General features: G+C 76.1%; 21 protein-coding genes and 1 pseudogene. 18 read left to right on the top strand and 4 right to left on the bottom strand.

The window, feature by feature from the left end; translation table 11 throughout:
* The 10 genes from ABD879_RS20955 to ABD879_RS20910 all read left to right on the top strand — a co-directional run.
* The coding region (locus ABD879_RS20955) for a DAK2 domain-containing protein (protein WP_345023203.1) at positions 1-277 on the top strand (277 nt) is incomplete at its 5' end.
* A complete protein-coding gene (locus ABD879_RS20950; RefSeq protein ID WP_345023201.1) occupies positions 270-764 on the top strand; it encodes a ribose-5-phosphate isomerase in 495 nt (164 codons plus the stop codon). The genes ABD879_RS20955 and ABD879_RS20950, both read left to right, overlap by 8 nt.
* A complete protein-coding gene (locus ABD879_RS20945) occupies positions 757-1,842 on the top strand; it encodes an ABC transporter ATP-binding protein (RefSeq protein WP_345023200.1) in 1,086 nt (361 codons plus the stop codon). Before ABD879_RS20950 ends, ABD879_RS20945 begins: the two co-directional genes overlap by 8 nt.
* Positions 1,839-2,852, top strand: coding sequence for a 2-hydroxyacid dehydrogenase (locus ABD879_RS20940; RefSeq protein WP_345023199.1), 1,014 nt, complete (start codon positions 1,839-1,841; stop codon positions 2,850-2,852). The genes ABD879_RS20945 and ABD879_RS20940 overlap by 4 nt, the downstream gene beginning before the upstream one ends.
* A gap of 9 nt (positions 2,853-2,861) precedes the next feature.
* Positions 2,862-4,292: an FGGY family carbohydrate kinase gene (locus tag ABD879_RS20935; RefSeq protein WP_345023198.1), complete on the top strand. Its 1,431-nt coding sequence runs from the start codon at positions 2,862-2,864 to the stop codon at positions 4,290-4,292.
* Positions 4,289-5,737, top strand: coding sequence for a xylulokinase (locus tag ABD879_RS20930; RefSeq protein WP_345023197.1), 1,449 nt, complete (start codon positions 4,289-4,291; stop codon positions 5,735-5,737). The genes ABD879_RS20935 and ABD879_RS20930 overlap by 4 nt, the downstream gene beginning before the upstream one ends.
* Positions 5,734-6,483, top strand: coding sequence for a class II aldolase/adducin family protein (locus ABD879_RS20925; protein ID WP_345023196.1), 750 nt, complete (start codon positions 5,734-5,736; stop codon positions 6,481-6,483). The genes ABD879_RS20930 and ABD879_RS20925 overlap by 4 nt, the downstream gene beginning before the upstream one ends.
* Before the next feature lie 91 nt (positions 6,484-6,574).
* Complete coding sequence (locus ABD879_RS20920; RefSeq protein WP_345023195.1) at positions 6,575-7,633, top strand: glycosyltransferase family 4 protein; 1,059 nt, start codon at positions 6,575-6,577, stop codon at positions 7,631-7,633.
* Positions 7,630-8,370 (top strand): histidine phosphatase family protein, encoded by a 741-nt coding sequence (locus ABD879_RS20915; protein ID WP_345023194.1) that lies wholly within the window; start codon positions 7,630-7,632, stop codon positions 8,368-8,370. The genes ABD879_RS20920 and ABD879_RS20915 overlap by 4 nt, the downstream gene beginning before the upstream one ends.
* Before the next feature lie 279 nt (positions 8,371-8,649).
* Complete coding sequence (locus ABD879_RS20910) at positions 8,650-9,480, top strand: nitroreductase/quinone reductase family protein (RefSeq protein WP_345023193.1); 831 nt, start codon at positions 8,650-8,652, stop codon at positions 9,478-9,480.
* A gap of 54 nt (positions 9,481-9,534) precedes the next feature.
* Here ABD879_RS20910 and ABD879_RS20905 read toward each other — a convergent pair whose 3' ends face one another.
* Positions 9,535-10,290 carry an aminotransferase class IV gene (locus tag ABD879_RS20905; protein WP_345023192.1) on the bottom strand — a complete coding sequence of 252 codons (756 nt, stop codon included), beginning with the start codon at positions 10,288-10,290 and terminating at the stop codon, positions 9,535-9,537.
* Between the two features lie 132 nt (positions 10,291-10,422).
* Between ABD879_RS20905 and ABD879_RS20900 the strand changes: the two genes are divergently transcribed.
* The 3 genes from ABD879_RS20900 to ABD879_RS20890 all read left to right on the top strand — a co-directional run bounded on the left by ABD879_RS20900 (position 10,423) and on the right by ABD879_RS20890 (position 12,373).
* Entirely contained in the window at positions 10,423-11,130 is a 708-nt protein-coding gene (locus ABD879_RS20900; protein WP_345023191.1) for a carbon-nitrogen hydrolase family protein, read from the top strand.
* Between the two features lie 11 nt (positions 11,131-11,141).
* Complete coding sequence (locus ABD879_RS20895) at positions 11,142-11,780, top strand: class I SAM-dependent methyltransferase (protein ID WP_345023190.1); 639 nt, start codon at positions 11,142-11,144, stop codon at positions 11,778-11,780.
* 98 nt (positions 11,781-11,878) lie between these two features.
* Complete coding sequence (locus tag ABD879_RS20890; RefSeq protein ID WP_345023189.1) at positions 11,879-12,373, top strand: aldolase/citrate lyase family protein; 495 nt, start codon at positions 11,879-11,881, stop codon at positions 12,371-12,373.
* Between the two features lie 60 nt (positions 12,374-12,433).
* Here ABD879_RS20890 and ABD879_RS20885 read toward each other — a convergent pair whose 3' ends face one another.
* Positions 12,434-13,330 carry a sigma-70 family RNA polymerase sigma factor gene (locus ABD879_RS20885; protein WP_345023188.1) on the bottom strand — a complete coding sequence of 299 codons (897 nt, stop codon included), beginning with the start codon at positions 13,328-13,330 and terminating at the stop codon, positions 12,434-12,436.
* Positions 13,331-13,426: 96 nt separating this feature from the next.
* Here ABD879_RS20885 and ABD879_RS20880 point away from each other — a divergent pair, with 96 nt between their 5' ends.
* The 4 genes from ABD879_RS20880 (at position 13,427) to ABD879_RS20865 (ending at position 18,667) form a co-directional block, all read left to right on the top strand.
* On the top strand, positions 13,427-14,143 hold the full coding sequence (locus ABD879_RS20880) for an FMN-dependent NADH-azoreductase (RefSeq protein WP_345023187.1): 717 nt from the start codon (positions 13,427-13,429) through the stop codon (positions 14,141-14,143).
* Between the two features lie 456 nt (positions 14,144-14,599).
* A complete protein-coding gene (locus tag ABD879_RS20875; RefSeq protein ID WP_345023186.1) occupies positions 14,600-15,988 on the top strand; it encodes a DUF1996 domain-containing protein in 1,389 nt (462 codons plus the stop codon).
* 193 nt (positions 15,989-16,181) lie between these two features.
* Positions 16,182-16,970: a TIGR03084 family metal-binding protein gene (locus ABD879_RS20870; protein WP_345023185.1), complete on the top strand. Its 789-nt coding sequence runs from the start codon at positions 16,182-16,184 to the stop codon at positions 16,968-16,970.
* A gap of 56 nt (positions 16,971-17,026) precedes the next feature.
* A complete protein-coding gene (locus tag ABD879_RS20865) occupies positions 17,027-18,667 on the top strand; it encodes an acyclic terpene utilization AtuA family protein (protein ID WP_425549646.1) in 1,641 nt (546 codons plus the stop codon).
* A 92-nt stretch (positions 18,668-18,759) separates the two neighbouring features.
* Here ABD879_RS20865 and ABD879_RS20860 read toward each other — a convergent pair.
* Both ABD879_RS20860 and ABD879_RS20855 read right to left on the bottom strand, forming a co-directional pair.
* Positions 18,760-19,188, bottom strand: a pseudogene (locus ABD879_RS20860) (GNAT family N-acetyltransferase); the annotation flags it as partial.
* Positions 19,189-19,258: 70 nt separating this feature from the next.
* On the bottom strand, positions 19,259-19,924 hold the full coding sequence (locus ABD879_RS20855; RefSeq protein ID WP_345023183.1) for an MBL fold metallo-hydrolase: 666 nt from the start codon (positions 19,922-19,924) through the stop codon (positions 19,259-19,261).
* A 205-nt stretch (positions 19,925-20,129) separates the two neighbouring features.
* Here ABD879_RS20855 and ABD879_RS20850 point away from each other — a divergent pair, with 205 nt between their 5' ends.
* Positions 20,130-20,663, top strand: a complete 534-nt coding sequence (locus ABD879_RS20850) for a hypothetical protein (protein ID WP_345023182.1) — start codon at positions 20,130-20,132, stop codon at positions 20,661-20,663.
* Positions 20,664-20,666 lie beyond the last annotated feature (3 nt).

Genomic DNA, 20,666 nt, shown 5'->3' with positions numbered 1-20,666 from the left:
CGGCGCCGCCGCGGCCGCGGCGCCGCCCGCCGCCCGCGCCGCCGCGGACGGCACCGCCCAGATGATCACACGGCGCGGCCGGGCCGCCGCGCTCGGCGAGAAGGGCCGCGGCGTCCCCGACCCCGGCGCCGTCTCCCTGACCTGGTGCCTGGAGGAGGCGGCCGCCGCCCTGGCCGCCGCCGAGACGGGAGCCGAGACGGGCGCCGAGGCGGGCGCCGGTGCGGCGGACGCGGGACGGATGCCCCTGGTGGAAGCGAAAGGTGTGGACGGTGAGTGACGTGCAGGCGGGCGGCGAGGACCGGTTCGTCATCGGGGTGGGGGCCGACGACGCCGGATTCGCGCTGAAGGAGCGGCTGCGGGAGCTGCTGGCCGGCGACCCGCGGGTGGCCGAGGTCCGCGACTTCGGGGTGCGGGAGGCCGACGACGGCGAGCCGTACCCGAACGTGGGCCTGCGGGTCGCCGAGGAGGTCGCCGCCGGGCGGCTGGACCGTGCGCTGCTGGTGTGCGGCACCGGCATCGGCATGGCGATCACCGCCAACAAGGTGCCCGGGGTGCGCGCCACCACCGCGCACGACACCTACTCCGCCGAACGGGCGGTGCTGTCCAACAACTGCCAGGTGCTGACGATGGGCGCGCGGGTCGTCGGCCCCGAGCTGGCCGCCCGGATCGTCGACGAGTGGCTCGGCCACCGGTTCGACCCCGCGTCCGCCAGCGCCCGCAAGATCGCGGTGATCGCCGAGTACGAGGACGGCCGGCATGGCTGACATGGAGCTGCGCGACCTGCGCAAGACCTACCGCCGCAAGGGCCGCCCGGACGTGGCGGCGGTGCGCGGCATCGACCTGCAGGTGCCGTCCGGGGAGCTGCTCGGGCTGCTCGGCCCGTCCGGCTGCGGCAAGTCCACCACCCTGCGCATGATCGCCGGGCTGGAGGAGGTCACCGGCGGCGACATCGTGGTCGGCGGGAAGTCGATGGTGGGGCTGCCGCCGCAGCGCCGCAACATCGGCGTGGCGTTCGAGAACTACGCGCTGTACCCGCCGCTGACCGTCCGGGAGAACCTGGCGTTCGGGCTGTCGGCCCGCGGCGTCGACAGGCGGGAGGCGGCCCGGCGGGTCGAGGACATGGCCCGCCGGATCGAGCTGACCGACCTGCTGGACGCCAAGCCCGGCGGGCTGTCCAGCGGCCAGAAGCAGCGCGTGGCGCTGGCCCGCGCGCTGGTGCGCCGGCCCGACGTGCTGCTGCTGGACGAGCCGCTGTCGCACCTGGACGCCGCCCAGCGCGACACCACCCGCCGCGAGCTCAAGCGCCTGCAGCGCGACCTCGGCCACACCACCATCCTGGTCACCCACGACCAGGAGGAGGCGATCTCGCTGGCCGACCGGATCGCCGTCATGAAGGACGGGGTCATCCAGCAGATCGGCACCCCCGACGAGATCTACGACCGGCCGGCCAACCTGTTCGTCGCCGACTTCGTCGGCGAACCGGTCATCAACCTGCTGCCCGGGCGGGTGGACGGCGGCGCGGTCCGGCTGTCGCAGGCCGCCCGCGTCCCGCTGCCGGAGGGCGTGCGGGTGCCGGACGGCCGCGAGGTCGTCGTCGGCGTCCGCCCCGAGGACGTGCTGCTGTCCGCCGGGACCGAGGCCGACCTGCGCGGCGCCGTCGTGGTCTACGAGCCGCTGCTGGAGATGGGCCTGGCCACCCTGCGGCTGGAGGGCGTGGACAAGACCGTCGTGGCGCAGACCGCCCCCGAGGTCCGGCTGAACGCCGACGAGGCCGTGGCCCTGCGCTTCGACCCGCACCGCACCCATGTGTTCGACGCCGAGACAGGAGAGGCGATCCGATGAGGATTCTTGCCGCCGGTGACCATTTCGTGCTGACCTCGCTGCTGGTCAAGGCGCTGCGCGACGAGCTGGGCGACGCCCCGGACATCGCCGGGGCCACCCTGCCGTGGCCGGTGGAGCCGTTCGGCCGGGTCGCCGAGGTGGACGAGGCGTCCGGCACCGAGGACGCCATGATCGAGGCGCTGGACGGGGCGGAGGTGTGCGTCACCCAGATGGCGCCGTTCACCCGCCGCGTGCTGGCGGCCGCACCCGACCTGAAGCTGATCGTCGTCAGCCGGGGCGGCCCGGTCAACGTCAACGTCGAGGCCGCCACCGAACGGGGCGTGCGGGTCTGCTACGCGCCCGGCCGCAACGCCACCGCCACCGCCGAGTTCACCGTCGGGATCATGCTGGCGACGCTGCGCCGCATCCCGCAGACGCACCACTCGCTGGCCGTCCAGCGCGAGTGGCGCGGCGACTTCTACTCCTATGAGAACTGCGGGCTGGAACTGGAGGACACCACCGTCGGCCTGGTCGGGTACGGCGCGATCGGCAGCCGCGTCGCCCGCGTCATGGCGGCGTTCGGCGCGAAGGTGCTGGTGTACGACCCGTACGCCAAGGGCGACGTCGTCGGCGAGCGCGTCGACACCCTGGAGGAGCTGCTCGGCCGGTCCCGGGTGGTGACGCTGCACGCCCGCGTGACCCCCGAGACCCGGGGCCTGATCGGTGCGCGGGAGATCGGTCTGATGCCGTCCGGGTCGGTGCTGGTCAACGTGGCGCGCGGGCCGCTGCTCGACTACGACGCCCTCTGCGACGCCCTGGACTCCGGCCACCTGATGGCCGCCGGGCTGGACACCTTCTACGCCGAGCCGGTCCCGGCCGGGTCGCGGCTGTTCACCACCCCCAACCTCGTCATGACCCCGCACCTGGGCGGCGCCAGCCGCGCGGTGGCGCACAAGGCCGCCCGCATCGTCGCCGCCGAGGTCGGCCGGTACGCGCGCGGCGAGGCCCTGGCCCACTGCATGAACCCCTGAGGACGGCGCATGTTCGTCGGGATCGACGTGGGGACCTCGCTGGTCAAGGCGGCGGCCTTCGACGAGCGCGGACGCGTCCTCGGTGTGCAGGCGCGGCGCACCCGGCTGACGGTGCGCGACGGCCGGGTCGAGCAGGACGTCGACGAGGTGTGCCGGGCCGTCGACGACGTGACCGCCGCGCTCGGCGTGACACCGCGCCTGGCCGGGGTGACCGGCCAGGGCGACGGCGTGTGGCTGGTGGACGAGGACGCCCGGCCGGTGCACCCGGCGGTGTCGTGGATGGACGGCCGGGCCGCCGGCATCCTCGCCGGGTGGACGGCCGACGGCGTGGCCGAGCGGGTCTTCCGCCGCACCGGCTCGGGCATGTTCCCCGGCAGCGCCGGGCCGGTGCTGGCGTGGTTCGACCGGCACCGCCCCGAGGTGCTCGACGCCGCCGCCACCGCCGGATACTGCAAGGACGTGGTGTTCCAGCGGTGGACGGGCGTGCGCGCCACCGACGTGTCCGACGCGTCGGTGCCGTTCCTCGACCCGCGCACCCGCGCCTACGACGCGGAGGCGATCGAGGCGTGCGGGCTGACGCACCGGGCCGGCCTGCTGGCGCCCGTCCACGACCCCCTCCCGCTGGGGGAGGTCCGCCCGCCGGCCGGCCGGGAAGGCGCCGGGCTGCCCGCCGGGACGCCCGTCGCCGGCGGCCCGTTCGACCTGCCCGCGTGCGCGCGCGGCGCGGGGATCACCGAACCGGGCGACGGGCTGCTCACCGTCGGCACCACGCTGGCCTGCCAGGTCGTCACCGACGACCTGGACCTGGGCCGCGAGCCCGCCGGGCTGACGCTGGCGACCGAGCGGCCCGGCCGGTGGCTGTGCGCGATGCCCGCGATGGTCGGCACGGCCGCCCTGGACTGGGTGCTGGCGTCCACCGGCCTGTCGCACGACCAGGTCGAGGACCTGCTGGCCGAGTCCCCGCCCGGCGCGAACGGGGTGCGGATCCTGCCGTACTTCGCGCCGTCGGGGGAGCGGGCGCCGTTCGTCGAGCCGGGCGCCCGCGCCGAGATCAGCGGCGTCAGCCTGGAGACGTCCAAGGCCGACCTGGTCCGCGCGACCTGCGAGGCCATCGCCTACGCGGCCCGGCACTGCCTGGACGCCGCCGGGCTCACCGGCCGCCTGGCGGTGTGCGGCGGCGGCACGCGCAGCCGGCGCTGGCTGCAGCTGTTCGCCGACGTGATCGGACGGCCGGTGCGGGTCGCCGCCCCGGAGGCGGGGGCGCGCGGCGCCGTGCTGGCCGCCGCCGACCGCCTCGGCGTCGCCCTGGACGCCGCGGAATGGACCGAGCCGGCGGCCGGCTGCGACCCCGACCCCGGGCGCGCCGGCTTCTACGCCGCCGGCTACGCCGACTACCTGGACCGGGTGGCGCACGCCCGCGACCGTTGGAGGAACAGTTGACCGCGCGTGTCACCGTCGGCGTCGACATCGGCACCACCGGGCTCAAGGCCGTCGCCCTGGACGACCGGGCCCGCGTGCTGCGCGAACGCACCGTCCGCTACCCGACGCGGCTGGCCGGGATGGGCGCCGAGCAGGACGCCGACGCGTGGTGGCGCGCGGCGTGCGAGGCGCTGCCCGAGGTGGTCGGCGGCGCCGAGGTGACCTCGGCGGCGGTCACCTGCCAGGCGCCCACGATGGTCGCGGTGGACGCGCACGGCGACCCCGTCGGCCCCGCGCTGACCTGGATCGACCGGCGCGCCATGGCCGAGGCCCGCGAGATCGGGGAGCTGCTCGGCACCTCCCGCAACGGCCCCGACCCCTACCACGGCACCGCCAAGCTGCTGTGGTGGGCGCGGCACCGCCCCGCCGAACTGGACAAGGCCGCGGCCGTGCTGCACGCCAACGGGTTCCTGGTGCGGCGGCTGACCGGCGAGTCGTCGCTGGACGACTCCGGCGCCTGCCTCATGCAGGGCTGGGACGGCGGCTGGCCCGCCGCGCTGGCCGGCGCGGGCGTCCCGGTCGGCATGCTCCCCGACGCCGTGCCGTGCCGCACGGTCGTCGGCCGGGTCACGCCGGAGGCGGCGGCGCTCACCGGGCTGCCCGCCGGCACCCCGGTCGCCGCCGGGGGCATCGACGCGGTGGGGTCGGCGCTGGAGGCCGGGGTGCTGCGGCCCGGCGACCCGCTCACCGAGATGACCGGGTTCTCCACCGTCACCGTGCTGGCGGTGCCGCGCGGCACCGCCGTGCCCGGCCTGATCCACTCCCGGCACTGCGTGGACGGCGTCGACCTGGTGCTGACCGCGCAGGTCTCCACCGGCGCCGTCGTGGACTGGGTGCGCGCCCTCACCGGCGAGCCGCCCGGCCTGCTGGACTCCGGGCCGCTGCTGGAGCGGCCCCGCCCCACCCGGCTGCTGGCGGCGCCGTCGTTCGCGGGCGAGCGCACGCCCAGCTGGGACGCCCGGGTCCGCGGCGCCGTCGTCGGCCTCGACCTCGGCGTGGACGCCCGCGACCTGCTGCTGGCGGTGTTCGAGGGCACCGCGTTCGCGCTGCGCGCCGACCTGGAGGCGCTGGAGGCCGCCGGGCATGACGTACCGTCGGTGCTGTGCACCGGCGGCGGCGCCAAGAGCGAGGCGTGGCTGCAGGTCAAGGCGGACGTGCTGGGCCGCGAGATCCAGGTGCCGGTGACCGGCCACGGCGCCGCCGTGGGCGCGGCCATGCTGGCCGGCCTGGCGGTCGGCGTGTGGGCCTCGCCGGAGGAGGTCCGGGATCTGGCGGTCGTGCCGTCCCGCGTGCACCGGCCCGACCCCGAGCGGGCCGCCCGCTACACCGAACGCTACGAACTGTTCCGGCGGCTGCGCGCGACGCTGCCGCCCCTGACCCACCCCATGGTGCAAGGAGAATCGTGACCGACGGCCTGGCAGAACTCATCGAGCTGACCCGCGAGCTGGGGCGGCCCGAGCGCGACCTGGTGGTGCTGGCCGAGGGCAACACCGCCGCCCGCACCGGCGCGCACCGCATGCTCGTCAAGGCCAGCGGGGCGCGGATGGCGGGCGCGTCGCCGGAGGACTTCGTCGAGGTGGACACCGCCCGCCTGCTCGGCCTGCTGGAGGAGGACGACCTCGACCAGGCGGGCCTGTCGCAGGCCATGCTCAAGGCCCGCGTCGGCGGCGAGGGGCGCCCGTCCATCGAGGCGCTGCTGCACGCCATGTGCATCGAGTACGCGGGCGCGCAGGTCGTCGGGCACACCCACCCGGTCGCCGCCAACGCGGTGCTGTGCTCCGACAAGGCGCACAAGCTGGTGGAGGGCGCGCTGTTCCCCGACCAGGTGGTGGTGCTCGGGCCGCACGCGCTGCTGGTCCCGTACGCCGACCCGGGCCTGGCCATCGCCCGCGAGGTGCACGCCGGGCTGCGCCGCCACATCGCCGAGCACGGCGAGCCGCCCAAGCTGGTCTACCTGGCCAACCACGGCATCTTCGCGCTCGGCCGGTCCGCCGCCGAGGTCAACGCGATCACCGAGATGGCGGTGAAGGTGGCCCGGGTGATGTCGGGCGTGCTGGCCGTGGGCGAGCCGGCGTTCCTGCCGCCGGAGAACGTCCGGGCCCTGCACACCCGGCCCGACGAGATCGCCCGCCGCAGGCTTCTGGCGCACTGAAAGCCTCCGCCGCGCCGACCCACGGCCCCCCGCCCTGCGTTACGGTCGCCTTTGCACACCGTCGTCGCAGAGTGGGGGGTAGGTCGGGTTGGTGGACAAGCAGAGCGTGTCGGTGTCCCTCATCACGCTGGGCGATCCGAACACGCTGACCGGCGGCTACCGCTACCACCGCCGGATGGCCGAGCTCGCGCCGCGCAACGGCGCCCGGGTGCGGTTCGCCTCCTTCCCCGAGCGGCGCTTCCCGCTCGCCGCCCGCGACGCCGACGAGGTCTGGCGGGCGGTGCGCGCCCAGGAACCCGACGTGGTGGCGCTCGACAGCATCGCCGCCGGGTTCCTCGCCACCTCCCGGACCTGGCCGGACGTCCCCGTCGCCGCCGTGCTGCACCAGCCGCCCGGCGGCATCGACCACGGCCCGCTGCGCACGCGGGTGCAGGCCGCGCTCGACCGGGCCGTCTACCGGCGGGTGGCCCGGATCATCGTCGCCAGCGAGCACCTCGCCGAGCAGCTGGCCCGGCAGGGCTTCCACGACACCGTCGTCGTGCCGCCCGGATGCGACGTGGCCGTCGCCCCGGACGAGCCGCCCACCGACGTGCGCGGCGACAACCGCGCCGCGCTGCTGTGCGTCGCCAACTGGCTGCCCCGCAAGGGCATCTGCGAGCTGCTCGACGCGGTCGCCCTGCTGCCCGAGGGCGCCGCCCGCCTCCACCTGGTGGGGGACGAGCACGCCGACGCCGCCTACCGCGCCGCGGTGCTGCGCCGCCTGAACCGCGACGAGCTGATCGGACGCGTCGTCCGCCACGGCCGCCTGCCCGGCGAGGAGGTCGCCCGGCTCTACCGCGACTGCGACATCTTTGTGCTTCCCAGCACCCGCGAGCCGTACGGAACGGTGTATGGAGAAGCGATGGCAGCCGGGCTGCCCGTCGTCGGCTGGCGGGCGGGCAATCTCCCCCACCTGGCGAGGCATGACCGCGAGGGCTGGCACGCCGAGGTCGGCGACGTGCCCGCGCTCGCCGCCGAGCTGCGCGCGCTCATCGACGACGCGGACCTGCGCGCCCGGCTCGGCGCCGCCGCCCGCGAACGCGCCTTCACCTTCCCCACCTGGGAGGACAGCGCGCGCACCTTCTTCGCCACCCTGCGGGAGATCATATGACCGACACGTCCTCACCCCATGATCGCGGCGGGCCCGACCGCGGCACCGGCTGGAACGTCGTCACCGCCCCGCCCGTCACCACCCTGCTGCTGCGCCACGGCGACACCCCGCTGTCGCCGCAGAAGCGGTTCAGCGGCGTGTCCGAAGTGGGGCTCAGCGCCGACGGCGTGGCGCAGGCGCGGGCGGCGGCCCGCCGCCTGGCCGAACGCGGCGGCATCTCGGCCGTGCTGTCCTCGCCGCTGCGCCGCGCCCGGCAGACCGCCGAGATCGTCGCCGACGGGCTCGGCGGGTGCCCGGTGGCGGTGGACGACGACCTGCGCGAGACCGACTTCGGCGCGTGGGAGGGCCTGACCTTCGAGGAGGTCCGGGCCGCCTGGCCCGACGAGGCCGCCGCCTGGAGCAGCGACCCCGCCGTCGCGCCGCCCGGCGGGGAGAGCTTCGCCGACACCCTGACCCGGCTGCAGCGGGTGCGCGCCCGCGTCGTGGACCGCCTCCCCGCGGGCACGGTGCTGCTGGTCAGCCATGTCGGCGCGATCAAGACGCTGGTGGTGATGGCGCTGCAGGCGCCGCTGGCCAGCATGCACCGCATGTTCCTCGACTCGGCCTGCCTGTCGGAGATCGACTGGTTCCGCGACGGCACCGCCGTCGTGCGCGCCTTCAACGACACCGCCCACCTGCGCGACGCCGCGTGCGACTGCGCGTCCCGCGGCCGGGAAATCGGAAATGCCCGGCGGTGAGTTGCCCCGCGATAATCGCCCGGGTTAGAGTCGGGGACGTGACTGCCGGGTCGGCCATGGGCCATTCACGAGAGAGGCGCCCGGCCGCGGCATGAGCATACGGCGGGCCAGGGGCCCGCCGCTCACCGCCTTCGGCTCGCTTCCCCGCCTTTTCAGCGTTTTCCCGCCGCTGTTTCGCGTGCGCGCATTAACGCGCACATATCGCCGCACCGCCGAGGCCGTTTCGCCATGCCGGAAAACAGCCGGCCGAGTTTTTGCAGTCCATCGAGAAAAGAGCGCATGCCCAACAAATTGAATCAGCGGATCATCGACGAGTTCCGCGCCAACGGCGGACGCGTCGGCGGCCCCTTCGAAGGGGGCCGGCTGCTACTGCTGACCACCACCGGAGCCCGCACCGGCGCCCCGCACACCACGCCCGTGGCCTACCTGCCCGACGGCGACCGCCTGCTGGTGATCGCCTCCGCCGGGGGAGCCCCCCGGCACCCGGACTGGTTCCACAACCTGGTGGCCGACCCGCGCGTCACCGTCGAGGACGGCGTTTTCACCTACGACGCGAAGGCCACCGTCCTGGAGGGCGACGAACGCGACCGCCTGTTCGCCCGCGCGGTCGAGGCCGACCCGGGGTGGGCCGAGCACCAGGCCAAGACCACCCGCGTCATCCCCGTCGTCGCGCTGGAGCCCATCCCCGGCCCGCCGACGTCGAACGCCGCGTCGCCGGGCGCGGCGCTCAAGCAGGTGCACGACGCCTTCCGCCGCGAACTGGCGCTCATCCGCGAGGAGATCGCCGGATCGGGGCCGCGGCTCGGCGCGCAGCTGCGCGTCAACTGCCTGACCGTCTGCACGGGCCTGGGGCACCACCACACCGCCGAGGACGAGGGGATGTTCCCCGCCCTCGCCGCCCGCCACCCCGAGCACGCCGCGGCCTTCGACCGGCTGCGCCGCGAGCACGAACGGGTCGCGGCGCTGCTGGACGGCCTGCGCCGGGCCGTCGCCGCCGAGGACGCCGAGCCCGGCGCGGTGCTCGCCGAGGTCGAACGGCTCACCGCCGAGCTCGAGGCCCACCTCGACTACGAGGAGGAACAGCTCATCCCGCTGCTCGACGCACCGTGACCCCGGACGCCGGCGCCGCGCGGACCGTGCGGCGCCGGCCGTGCGGCGCGGACGTCACAGCGGATCCCAGGGGATCGACTCGTACAGGCCGGCCACCCGCGCGAAGATCTCCGGGTCGTGCGGGACGGCGTGGTCGTCGACCCGCCCGACGGGTGCGACGCCGCGCGAGTTGGTGACGAAGACGGCGGCGAACGACGGCAGGTCGGCCAGCCGGACGGTGCGGCGCCGGGCGCCGAGGCCGGCGCGGTCGAGCAGCCGCATCGTGACGCCGGGCAGGGCGGGCGCGTCCGGCCACACGAACGTGTCGCCGTCGTGGCACAGGACGTTGGCGATGCCCGCCTCCGACACGACGCCCTGGTGGTCGACCAGCAGCGCGTCGTCGAACCCCTCGCGCCCGGCCAGCAGCCCGTAGTGGATCTGCGCGAACGTCCCGGTGTGCTTGATGTGGGGCACCGGCCGCCGGTAGACGACCGACCGCAGCCCCTGCGGCGTGGTGGCCGCCTCCTCCGGGGGCCGCACCGTCACCATGACCGACACCCCGCCGTCGCCGCGGAACACCGTGACCCGCACCGTCGCGTCGGCCGTGTCGGCCAGGGCGTGCCGGATATGGTCGCGGACGCGCCCGCCGTCCAGCCCGGCGCCGAACAGCTCGCGGTTGGCCGCGTCCAGCCGGGCCAGGTGCAGGTCCAGGCCGCGGACGGCCCGGTCGCGCACCTGCATGACCGTCACATGGCCGTAGTTGACCAGGGCCGCCGGCAGCACCTCCGCCGCGCTCGGCGCGTGCCCGTCGATCTCGGTTCGCGCAAGCACACCCGCAACCGTAGCCGAGCCGGGCCCGCCCGGAATGCCGGGCGGGGGCGGCGGGGCGGACCGCCTCCCGTCCGCGCGCCCCGCCGCCGGCCATGCGAAGATCACGGGGAACCCGGGTACAGGAGGGGGCCGATGCGCCAGCCGCTCACGATCGCGGCCGCCCAGCCGGTCTGCGCGCCCCGGGACGTCGCGGCGAACGCGGCGGCCCACGCGGCGGCCGTCCGCGCCGCCCGGGCGCGCGTGGTGGTCTTCCCCGAGATGTCCCTGACGGGCTACGGGCTGGACGCCCCGGCCGTCGCGGCGGACGATCCGCGCCTGCGCCCGCTGGCCGAGGCGTGCGCCGACACCGGATCGCTGGCCCTGGCGGGGGCTCCCGTGCCCGCCGACAACGGGGGAGGCGAGCACATCGCGATGCTGGCCGTCGACGGATCCGCGGTGCGCGTGGCCTACCGCAAGATGTGGCTCGGCGGGGACGAGCCCGACCGGTTCACGCCCGGCGACCGACCGGGCGTGCTGGACGTCGACGGCTGGCGGCTCGGCCTGGCCATCTGCAAGGACACCGGCGTCCCGCGGCACGCCGCCGACACCGCCGCCCTGGGCGCCGACGTCTACGTCGCGGGCGTCCTGGAACACGACCGCGACGCCCGCGTCATCGAGCGGCGCGTGAGCCGCGTCACCGCCGACCACCGCCTCTACGTCGTGGTGGCGAGCTTCGCCGGGGCGGGCGGCGGCGGGTACGCGCGGGCCGCGGGGGGCTCCCGTATCTGCGGCCCGGACGGCGGCGTCATCGCCCTGGCCGGCACCGAGCCCGGCGGCCTCGTCCGCGCCGCCCTGGCATGACGGGGCCGGGCGTGGACGGGCAGGAGGCGGTGGTGCGGTCGCTGACCCGGGTCGGCGCGCCGCCGCTGCTGCCCGAGCTGCGGCTGCACCTGGCCGACGAGCCGTTCGCCGCGTGGGAGGCCGTCGCCGGCGGCCGGACCGAGGACGTCCCGCCGCCGTTCTGGGCGTTCGCCTGGGCCGGCGGCCAGGCGCTGGGCCGCCACGTCCTCGACCATCCCGAGCTGGTGGCGGGGCGCCGCGTCCTCGACCTGGCCAGCGGGTCCGGCATGGTCGCGATCTGCGCCGCCCTCGCCGGGGCCGGGCGCGTCACCGCCTGCGACGTCGACCCGGTCGCCGCCGCGGCCGTCCGCCTCAACGCCGCCCTGAACGGCGTGCGCGTCGACGTGCTGTGCGAGGACCTGTCGGCCTCCCGCGCGCCCGTGCCGGCCGACGTGATCCTCGCCGGCGACGTCTGCTACGATCCGGACCTGGCCGAGGTCATGATGGCGTTCCTGCGCGCGCAGCGGCGGCACGGCGTGGACGTGCTGGTCGGCGACCCGCACCGCCCCTACCTGCCCGCGGGCCTGGCCGTCCTGGCCCGCTACGACGTGCCCGACACCGGCCACCTGGAGGAACGCGCGGTCACCCCGGCGTCCGTGCTGCGCCTGTGACCGGGCCCGCGCCCCCGCGCGGCGGCCAGGCGCGGACGACGCGCACGTGCGGCAGCGCGCGGAACGGGGCGAGCCGCTCCTCGTCGGCGGTGCGGTCGGTGACCAGCGTCCACGGACCGGGCAACAACGCCGAGGACGCCGCGGCCGCCGTCTCCCACTGCCGCTACCCGCCGCACGGCGTGCGCAGCTGCGGCCCGAGGCGGGCGGGGCTGCGCGTCGGCCCGCGCCCCGCCGAGTCCGACCGGGCCGTCGCCTGCGTGGTGATGATCGAGACGGCCGGGGCGCTGGAGAACCTCGACGAGATCTGCGCCGTGCCCGGCCTGGACGGGGTGTACGTCGGCCCGTCCGACCTGACCCTGGCGCTCGGCGGCCGGTTCCCCGGCGACCCGGACGTGGCCGACGCGTTCGCCGACGCGACGGCGCGGATCGCCGCGGCCGCCGCCAGGGCGGGCATCGCGGCGGGCTTCCACTGCCCGGACGGCGCCACCGCCGCCGCCCGGCTCGCCGAGGGCTACACCTTCGCGACCGTCTCCTCCGACCTGGTCCACCCGGAGCAGGCTGCCGCCCACCTGAAGGCGGCCCGCTCCTCCTGACGCCCGCGCATACCGCGCACCTGCTCGGCGCGCGTCCGGGCGGCGGCCCGGCCCCTGCCGTCAGGCGGCCCGGACGGGCGGCGGCGCGCCGAGCAGGGCGATGCGCGTCGCGCGCAGGCGGTCGGGGTCGCCGAAGACGTCGATCACCGCGACCCGGTCGCCGTCGATCGTCAGCCGCAGCACCAGCCGCAGCCGCCCGCGCGGCGCGACGACCAGCCCGACCCGGCCGTCCACCAGCGCGGGCCGGGCGAACCGGGCGCGGGCGGCGTTGCGGGCGGTGTCCTCGGCGATGCGGCGGGCGCCGCGCACCCCCGCCTCGGCCGCCGCGGCGGGGTCGCTGCGCCGCACGGCCTCCCGCGCCAGCACCGCCAGCAGGGCGTCCAGGTCGCCCGCCCGGGACGCGGCGAGGAAGGCGTCCACCACCCGCCGCTGACGGGCCAGGTCGGCGGCCGGCACGTCCGGCCGCCCGCGGACGCGGCGCCGGGCGCGGCTGGCCAGCTTCTTGGCCGCGGCCGGGGACCGCTCCACGATGCGGGCGATCTCCTCGAACGGCACGGCGAACAGGTCGTGCAGCACGTAGGCGACCCGTTCGGCGGGGCCGAGCGCGTCCAGCACCACCAGCAGGGCGAGGCCCACCGAGTCGGCCAGCACCGCCTCGTCCTCCGGGCCGGCGGCGCCGTCCGCGGCGAGCAGCGCCTCGAAACCGGCCGTGTCGACCAGGTGCTCGCCGCGGCGGCGGCGCGAGCGCAGCATGTCCAGGCACACCCGGCCGACGATCGTGGTGAGCCAGGCCGCCACGTTGGCCACCTCGCCCGAACCGGCGCGGCTGGCCCGCAGCCACGCCTCCTGCACGGCGTCGTCCGCCTCGTCCGCCGAACCCAGCATGCGGAACGCCATGCCCCGCAGCTGCCCCCGGGAGCTGTCGAAGACCTCGGCCAGCGCGGCCTGATCGTCCATCGGTCACCTTTCCTCGGCGCGCGTCGTCGTAAGGGCGGTGAACGGAGAACAAGACGCGCCCCTGCCGGTCAGGGGGGCCGAGTGGATGGTGAGAGCATGATATCCCTGCTGCATCTGGACTCCGGGGCCGAGCACGCGGACGGCTCCGTCAGCAGGCGGCTGACCGCGATGTTCGCCGAGGAGTGGCGGCGCCTGCACGGCCCGGCGGCCGAGTACCGGTACCGCGACCTGGCGGCCGATCCGGTTCCGCCGCTCGGGGCGCCGTACATCGACCTCGGGCGGCGCGTGGAGAAGCGCGGGCTCGTCCCGCCCGACCAGGTGGCGGCGCTGGCCGCGGACGACGCCGAACGGCGCGACTGGGCGCTGACCCTGCCCCTGGTCGAAGAGGTGCGGGCCGCCGGAACGATCCTGATCGGCGCGCCCATGTACAACTTCTCGGTGCCCGCCGCGCTCAAGGCGTGGATCGACCGGATCACCTTCCCCGGCGCCTACATCGACCCCGAAACGGGGGCGAGCGTGCTGCGGGACACGACGGTCGTGGTGGTCACCGCGCGCGGCGGCGCCTACGGCCCGCAGACCCCGCGGCACGGATGCGACTTCCAGGAGCCGTACCTGCGGGCCTACTTCCGCGAGCACCTCGGCGTGCCCGAGGACAACCTGCGCTTCGTGCACGCGGAGATGACGATGGCCGAGCACCTCCCGCAGCTCGCGCACCTGCGGGACTTCGCGGCGCGTTCGCTGGCCGACGCGCGGGCCGCGGTCGCCGAGCTGGCCTCCGGGGACGGCCGCCCCGTGGGCGCGCCGCACCGGTGATCGTCAAGGTCGCGGGGTAGGGAGTCGAACACGGCGGGGGCTTTGCGCGTACCCCACGGTGTCGTCGTGTGCCTTCCGTACCTCGTGCGCCCCCTTCCCGGATGAGGGGGACGGGCGGCCCGCGCGGCTGGAAGCCGGGTGCGTCGATCGGGCACCGCGCGGGCCCGCCCGTCCGGATCGAAGATCGCTGACGTCGCCGAGGCTAGGCCCCGGCGGGGTCGCGACGCGGTCTTTTAAGGTTCGCTTGACCCGGCGCTGAGCGCCGCCTAAGCGCCCGTCGCCGTCCGGCCACGGCGCGGTCACGTCGTGTGATCGGCGGGCGGCCGCGCGATCTGCTCCGTTCGTTCGGTCCGCATTTTCTCTTCGACGCGTTGAACCCCCGCCGGACGGGGGCGCGTACTCGCTGAACGGAGCCGGGTGCCCTTCCTCACACCCTGAACAAGGAGGGAGCGCCGCATGCGATCCGCACGGCGACCGCGAACCTTTCTGCGCACCGTCGGGCTCACCGCCGGCGGGGGCCTGCTGCTGGCCGGGCTGTCCGGCGTCGGCCCGGCATCGGCCGGGGCGAACGCCGCGGCCGCCGTCCGGGCGCAGACCATCCGGTGCCCGGACGTGGCGTCCCGGCTGCCCGCCGTCCCCGCCCAGGCCAAGGCCGAGGTCGACCGCAATCTGGCGCTGCTGAACACCCAGATCCAGGAGGCCGATCAGCGGCTGGCCGCCACGGTGGGGCAGGGCGGCCCCAACTTCGTCGACAACGCGATCCTCGGTCCGCTGCGCGACAAGCGCATCGCGACGATCAACCGGATCGCCACCGCCATCGGCCGGGTCGCCGAACGGCCCACCGGGCTGGACGCGCTGGCCGAGTGCACCCTCGGCGGCACCACCGACGCCGGCACCGGGCAGAACAACGGCGCGGGCAACGGGAACGGGCAGCAGAACGGCGGGCAGCAGACGCGGCCCAACGCGCAGGACTTCATCGACATCCGCCAGGTGCGGCCCAACGTCCGCCGGCCCAAGGTCAGGCGCGGCGGCTCCCGAGGCACGTTCACCTCGCGGTGCGGCCGCAACGAGAACGGCCACTTCAACTCCGACAACTTCATCGTCGCGCCCGGCGTGTCCAACGGCGCCCACCACACCCACGACTACGTCGGCAACCTGTCCACCGACGGGTTCTCCACCGACGAGAGCCTGGCCCGCGCCGGAACCACCTGCACCAACGGCGACAAGTCGACCTACTTCTGGCCGGTGGTCCGGCTGCGCGGCCCGAACGATCCGCCGCAGAACGACCAGAGCGCCGCCGACGGCAACATCGGCCGCGTCCTGCGGCCCGCGTCGGTGTCGCTGCAGTTCCGCGGCAACGCCACCAGCAAGGTCACCGCGATGCCCAGGTTCCTGCGGATCATCATGGGCGACGCCAAGGCGGCCACCAACGGCCCCGCCAACGCCCGGGCGGCCTGGACGTGCTCCGGCTTCACCAACCGGGTGGTCTCCGACAAGTACCCGATCTGCCCCCGGGGCAGCCGGGTGACCCGCGTCCTGGACTTCCCGAGCTGCTGGGACGGCCGCAACACCGACAGCGCCAACCACCGCACGCACGTGGTGTTCCCCAACGCCAACGGCGCCTGCCCGCGCGGGACGCGCGCGATACCGCAGCTGCGCATGACGATCAGCTACACCATCAACCTCAGCAAGGCGCAGATCCGGCAGGGCCGGGTGTACGCGGTGGACAGCTTCCCCGAGCAGCTGCACAACCCCGTCACCGACCACGCCGACTTCGAGAACGTGATGCCCGACAACCTGATGCGCCGCGCCGTGTCCTGCATCAACCGCGGCCGGCGCTGCTGAGCGGACCCACCCGGGCGGGCCGCCGGAGCGGACCGCCCGGGAGCAGTCCCGGCCCGTGCCGTCCGCCCCGGCACGGGCCGGTCCCGTCCCCCCGCCGGGGACCGGCGGGACGGCGAAAGAATCATGCGCGCTTGATTCTTTAGGCCGGCGGTGACACCCTCCTTCCAGAACCCCAGGGAGGAGGCGAGCGGCGGTGGCCGATGCCGGACCCATCCTTGCCGACCTGGCCGCCGAGAGCGGGGAGCTGGACGCGCTGGTCGCGCGCCCGGACGTGGACTGGTCCACCCCCACCCCGGCGGAAGGCTGGACGATCGCGCACCAGATCGCCCACCTGGCCTGGACGGACGCCAAGGCGCTCATCGCGGTGCGCACCCCCGACGACTTCCCCGCCGAGCTGCGGCGCGCCACCGAGGGCGGCCCCGAATACGTCGACGACGCGGCCCGCGAGGGCGCCCGCACCCCGCGCGCCGAACTGCTCGAAACGTGGCGCCGCGGCCGGGCCGACCTGGCCGCCGCGCTCGCCGAAGTCCCCGAGGGGCGGCGCCTGCCCTGGTACGGGCCGCCGATGACCGCGGCGTCCATGGCGACCGCCCGGCTGATGGAGACCTGGGCGCACGCGCAGGACGTCTACGACGCGCTCGGCGTCCGGCGCGCGCCGACCGCGCGGATCCGGCACGTCGCCCACATCGGCGTGCGCACCCGCGACTTCGCGTTCGGCCTGCACGGGCTGCCGGCGCCGGACGAGCAGTTCCGCGTCGAGCTGACCGCCCCGGACGGCGGCACCTGGACGTGGGGGCCGCCGGACGCCCGGCAGCGCGTCACCGGCGACGCGCTCGACTTCTGCCTGGTCGTCACGCAGCGGTGCCACCCGGCCGACACCAACCTGACCGCCGTCGGCGCGGACGCCGAGCGCTGGCTGCACATCGCGCAGACGTTCGTCGGCCCGCCCGGCCTCGGCCGCGGGCCGGGGGAGCGGGCGTGATCCGGATCGGCAACGCCTCCGGCTTCTACGGCGACCGGTTCGCCGCCGTCCGCGAGATGCTCACCGGCGGGCCCCTGGACGTGCTGACCGGCGACTACCTGGCCGAGCTGACCATGCTGATCCTCGGCCGCGACCGGCTGAAGGACCCCGCCCGCGGCTACGCCCGCACGTTCCTGCGCCAGCTGGAGGACACCCTCGGCGAGGCCGCCGACCGCGGCGTCAAGATCGTTGCGAATGCGGGCGGGCTCAACCCCGCCGGGCTGGCCGACCGGGTGCGGGAGCTGGCCGACCGGCTCGGCCTGGACGTGGCCGTCGCCCACGTCGAGGGCGACGACCTGCTGCCGCGCGCCGCCGAGCTGGGGTTCGGGCGGCCGCTGACCGCCAACGCCTACCTCGGCGCGTGGGGCATCGCCGAATGCCTGCGCGCCGGCGCCGACGTCGTGGTGACCGGCCGCGTCACCGACGCCTCGCTGGTCGTCGGCCCGGCCGCCGCCCGGTTCGGCTGGGCCCGCGACGACTTCGACGCCCTCGCCGGGGCGGTCGCCGCCGGGCACGTCATCGAGTGCGGCGCCCAGGCGACCGGCGGCAACTACGCGTTCTTCACCGAGCACGACGTCACCGCGCCCGGCTTCCCGATCGCCGAGGTGCACGCCGACGGCACCAGCGTGATCACCAAGCACGAGGGGACCGGCGGCGCCGTCACCGTCGGCACGGTCACCGCGCAGCTGCTGTACGAGATCGGCGGCGCCCGCTACCTCGGCCCCGACGTCACCGCCCGCTTCGACACCCTGGCCCTCACCCCGGACGGACCCGACCGGGTCCGCATCAGCGGCGCGCGCGGCGAGCCCCCGCCGCCGCGGCTGAAGGTGTGCCTCAACCGCCTCGGCGGCTTCCGCAACGCCGTCACGTTCGTGCTGACCGGGCTGGACATCGAGGCCAAGGCCGCGCTGGTGCGCGAGCAGCTCGAACGCGCCCTGAGGCACCGCCCGCCCGCGCACATCCGCTGGACGCTCGCCCGCACCGACCGCCCGGACGCCGGCACCGAGCAGGAGGCCAGCGCCCTGCTGCACTGCGAGGTCAAGGACGCCGACGCCGCCGTGGTCGGGCGGGCGTTCAGCGGCGCCGCGGTCGAGCTGGCGCTGGCCAGCTACCCGGGGTTCCACGTCACCGCGCCGCCCTCGGACGCCTCGCCCTACGGCGTCTACGCGGCCGCGTTCGTCGACGCCGCCGAGGTGCCGCACGTCGCGGTGCTGCCGGACGGCACACGCGTCGCCGTCCCGCCGGCGCCGGTGACCCGCGACCCGTCCGACCCGTCCGACCCGCCGCTGCCCGAACCGCTGCCCGCCGGGCTGCCGACCCGGCGGGTGCCGCTCGGCACGCTGCTCGGCGCCCGCAGCGGCGACAAGGGCGGCGACGCCAACCTCGGCGTGTGGGCGCGCACCGACGACGCCTGGCGCTGGCTGGCCCACCACCTGACCGCCGAGGAGCTGCGCCGCCTGCTGCCCGAGACCGCCGGCCTGCCCGTCCGCCGCCACGTGCTGCCCAACCTGCGCGCCCTCAACTTCGTGGTGGAGGGCCTGCTGGGGGAGGGCGTCGCGGCGCAGGCCCGCTTCGACCCGCAGGCCAAGGCCCTGGGCGAGTGGCTGCGGGCCCGCCACGCCGACGTCCCCGCGGTCCTGCTCGACGGCCAGGGCTGACCGGGCGGGCCGTCCAGCTCCCGCTGCAGGAGCACGGTGTCGACCCAGCGGCCGTGCTCGAACCCCACCCGGCGCAGCCGCCCCGCCGGGGCGAACCCGAACCGGGTGTGCAGCGCGGCGGAGGCGCCGTCGCCGCTGTCGGCGATCACCGCGATCATCTGCCGCGCGCCCGCCTCGATGGACCGTTCCAACAAGGCGCCCGGCAGCGCCCGGCCCAGCCCGCGCCCGGTCCGGCCCGGCGCCACGTGGATCGAGTCCTCGACGGTGTGCCGGTAGGCGGGCCTGGTCAGCCACGGCGCCGCGTAGGCGAACCCGGCGACCCGCCCGTCCTCGGGCGCCTCGGCCACCAGGAACGGCAGGCCCCGCCCGGCGAGCTCGTCGAACCTCCGCCGCCACGCCGCCGCGTCCGGCGGGGTCTCCTCGAAGGTGGCCACCGTGTGGCGGACGTAGTGCGCGAAGATCCCGGCCACCGCCGGGAGGTCCGCGCCCTCGGCGGGGCGGACGGTGATCTGTGCGGCCATCCGGCCATTCTGCCCGGGCGGACCGGCGCTCCGGCCCCCGTCGACCGCCGCCGCCGGGGCCCGCCCGGCGCTACCAGCCGCGTTCGCGCCACTCGGGCAGGGACGGGCGCTCGCGGCCGAGCGTGGAGTCCTTGCCGTGGCCGGGGTAGAACCAGGTCGCGTCCGGGAGCCGGTCGAACACGCGCTCCTCCACGTCGGTCAGCAGCCGCTGGAAGCGCGCCGGGTCGCCCCAGGTGTTGCCGACGCCGCCGGGGAACAGGCTGTCGCCGGTGAACAGGTGCGGGCTGTCGGCCAGCTCGCCGCCCGCGTCGTACAGCAGCGCGATCGACCCGGGCGTGTGGCCGCGCAGGTGGATGACCTCCAGCGCCGCCTCGCCCACGCGGACGGTGGCGCCGTGCTCGACCGGCTCGGCGACCGGTTCGGGCAGCGCCTCGGCGTCCAGCGGATGGGCGACCACCGGCGCGCCGGTCGCCTTGACCACCTCGCTGAGCGCCATCCAGTGGTCCTCGTGCCGGTGCGTGGTGACGATCCGGCCGAGCGGCCCGTCGCCGATCAGCTCCAGCAGCCGGGGCGCCTCGTTGGCCGCGTCGATCAGCAGCTGGTCGCCGGTGGCGGTACAGCGCAGCAGGTAGGCGTTGTTGTCGTACGGGCCGACCGCCACCTTGGTGATCGTCAGGCCGGGCAGCTCCCGCACGTCCGGCCTGCCGCCGACCTCGACGTCTCCGGTGTAGCTCATCGCCGTCCTCCCGTCGGTGCGCGGCCGGGGCGGGGCCCGGCCGGACGACCATCTTCCCGTATCGCCGGTGCGGCCGCGCGTGCGGGCGGTTTGAGTCGCCAGACGCAACCGCACCGTGCCGTACCGGACGGAGTTCCCGCATTCTCCGTACCACCATCGTCATAGGCGGTCGGAAACGGCGACCCGGGAGGACGGTGACGCGGTGGTGACGAGGTCCCCCTTCGAGCGCGGCGCGGCGCCGCGGTCGGGCGGCCCGGCGGGCGAGGAGGTCCGGCCGGACCGCCTCCTGCGGGCCGCCGAGGGCCTGCTGCGGACGTGCGGGCAGGACGCGGCGGTCGCCGCGGCCGTGCTGGCCGTGGTGCTGCTCGGAGTGCTGGCCCAGGTCGCCCACGGGGGCGGCGGCCTGGGCGCGGTCCCGCTGGCGCTGCTGGCCGCGCTGGCCGTGGCGTTCGCCGTCTCGGCGGCGCTGGCGGTCCGGTCGCGCCTGGCGGTGCTGCCCGCGCTCGGCGAGATCCGCGCCCGCACCGGCGCGCCGCTCGACCCGGGCGCGCCGTGGACGCCGTTCGCGCTCGGCACGGCGCTGGAGGAGCGGGTGCTCGACGAGCAGCTGCGGCGGCTGCTGTCGGCGGCGCACCGCTGCTGCGAGCTGGCCTGGCGGGCGGTGGTGTGGGCGGTGGCGACCGCCGGGCTGTACGTCTGCTGGACCCTGGCCGCGGTCGCGGCCGGCGCGGGCGGGTGATCC

Origin of the sequence: Actinomadura keratinilytica (genome assembly GCF_039539665.1) — a bacterium.
In the GTDB taxonomy this organism is placed as follows: Bacteria; Actinomycetota; Actinomycetes; order Streptosporangiales; family Streptosporangiaceae; genus Spirillospora; species Spirillospora keratinilytica.
This window is presented reverse-complemented; position numbering and strand designations above follow the sequence as displayed.